2 protein-coding genes are annotated in these 2,022 nt (G+C 44.9%); both read right to left on the bottom strand.

Going from position 1 to position 2,022, the window contains the following annotated elements; all coding sequences use genetic code 11:
* Nucleotides 1-123: 123 nt before the first annotated feature.
* Nucleotides 124-1,194, bottom strand: coding sequence for a fatty acid desaturase (locus tag ACTIE0_RS02855; protein ID WP_006623001.1), 1,071 nt, complete (start codon nt 1,192-1,194; stop codon nt 124-126).
* Nucleotides 1,195-1,519: 325 nt separating this feature from the next.
* Nucleotides 1,520-1,735: a hypothetical protein gene (locus ACTIE0_RS02850; RefSeq protein WP_008055771.1), complete on the bottom strand. Its 216-nt coding sequence runs from the start codon at nt 1,733-1,735 to the stop codon at nt 1,520-1,522.
* Nucleotides 1,736-2,022 lie beyond the last annotated feature (287 nt).

The raw sequence follows: 2,022 nt of genomic DNA, 5'->3' as shown, positions 1-2,022 counted from the left end.
AGAGGTCAAGAAGTCAAGAAACCCGGTTTCTCAAAGAAACCGGGTTTCTCAGGCGGAGGTCAAGAAACTTACACCAGAACCCGCACCTACAATTAATAATTATTAATTATTAATTATTAATTATTAATTATCAATGACCGCTAAACTCTTTTTGTAGTCAGAGATTGACTGATAATTGTTATTCTCATCATACAAATGGCAGTGGTCAACAACTTGCTTCATTAAACCCCAGGAAAAATCACACTCAGGATAGAGATATTCACCCCAATTTTCCTGTAAACTGGCGTAGGCTGTACGGAGGTTATACCAGGGAATTGCGGTGGTGACGTGGTGGGGAATATGAACGTTGATATCGTGACAGAGAAACTCAACCCAGCGGGGATAATTGCAGTGAACAGTCCCTGATAGTTGGGATTCGGCTTCGTGCCATTGTTCGGGTTCTCTAAAGGGAATGTCGGCGATGGTGTGATGAAGTAGGGTAAAGGTACTCATCCAGAAGTGGAAGACTAACCAAGGAATGACCCAAAACTTGACAAATCCCCAAACTCCGATGGTTAAAATCATAGTCGGAAATGCGATCGCCGCCGCGCCGATGACCAACAGAGAGGAAAACTTAACCTGTTGGCGCTGCTTACCTTCAAATTTTGTCCAGTCAAAGTGAATGCTTGCCCAGTGTAGAATGGAACCAATCCACCAGGCGCGACCTCGGAAAAGGTCATAAGTCACCTGCATGAATTTACCAGCGTTTTGGTATTCTTCTTTACGCCAGGGTTGCCAAGCATTATCTAACTCCATTCTGTTAGTGTATTTATGGTGTTGGTTGTGACCAATACGCCAACTGTGAAAGGGATATATAATCGGCAGAAACAGGATATGACCTACCCAATCATTTACCCAAACATTCCGAGAAAATGAGCGGTGTCCGCAGTCATGTCCGATCACAAAAAATCCGGTGAGGGCGGTCCCTGTAAATACCCACAACACCGGAAGGAGAAACCAGGGAGCGATCGCTATTCCTAGCCATCCTAAACCCACCATGACAACGTTAATGATTACTGTCATCCAAGCTTTGTATCGGTCCTGGACAAACACATCACTAGGAAGGGTGTTAATAATATCTCTCAAGCGCAAATCCGAGGGAACTGCGGAGGGGCGTGACGATGAATCTTCAGACTTTACAATTGATAGGGTCATAGATGAATTTTAAGGGAAAACCAAGCCACCATTACTGGTGCCTGGCTTCTGAATGAATGTGCTTTTTTAACTGCTAAGGTAGCCGACAACTTTCCCAACCTACAGTAATGGTATCTCAGCCAATTAACCCGCCTAAGCGGTCTTTTTTGATGGAGTTACCTGACCCTGAGATTGAGAGCAATCCTCAACCAAGACTGGCTGATTCCAAATAGTTGAATCAACCCCTCAGACGGTTAAGTGTAGTCTGATCATTTATAGCACACCGTCTGCGATCGCGATCGCTAATTTCTGATTGCTGATTATTGGCCCCCTGGCGGGATTGGGCCTAATTTTTCGGGTCGGTGGGACCAAGCGATCGCATTTGCTTGAGAGTTTGTAATTCTAGCAGCAGAGTGTCCACCTCAGCCTGAAGATGCAAAAACTTCACTTGCTGATCAACACTATATATAGACGGCATCTTGTCGATTTTACCGGAAGCTGAAGACAACGGCAAGGATGACAGATTTTGTGGACGCGATAAAGTCGATGAAGGAGTTGGCATCAGTAATTAGTTGGATTTATAAACTTAACTGGCACATCAACAAATCTTAACTATATTTTAACTCCATGTTAAACTCTTTTTAAGAAAAACATCATCGCCTCCCAAGGCAAGTGGCTGGATGTTTACATCAGGAGTAAACTGAGTTAAGGGTCAGCACCCCCGGCTGAAGCACAGGGGCTTCGTGCCCCCCTTTCAGGTAGCTGACCAGCCTAAGCCTTAACTGGCTACGTTCAGAGCAAGAGTTAAAGTTCCTACCCTGGAATGCGTGCTAGTTCCAGGCACTAGAA

It is taken from the genome of Limnospira sp. (assembly GCF_051859755.1).
GTDB lineage: Bacteria > Cyanobacteriota > Cyanobacteriia > Cyanobacteriales > Microcoleaceae > Limnospira > Limnospira fusiformis.
Note: the sequence above shows the minus strand (reverse complement) of the source record. Positions and strands in the feature narration are given on the sequence as shown.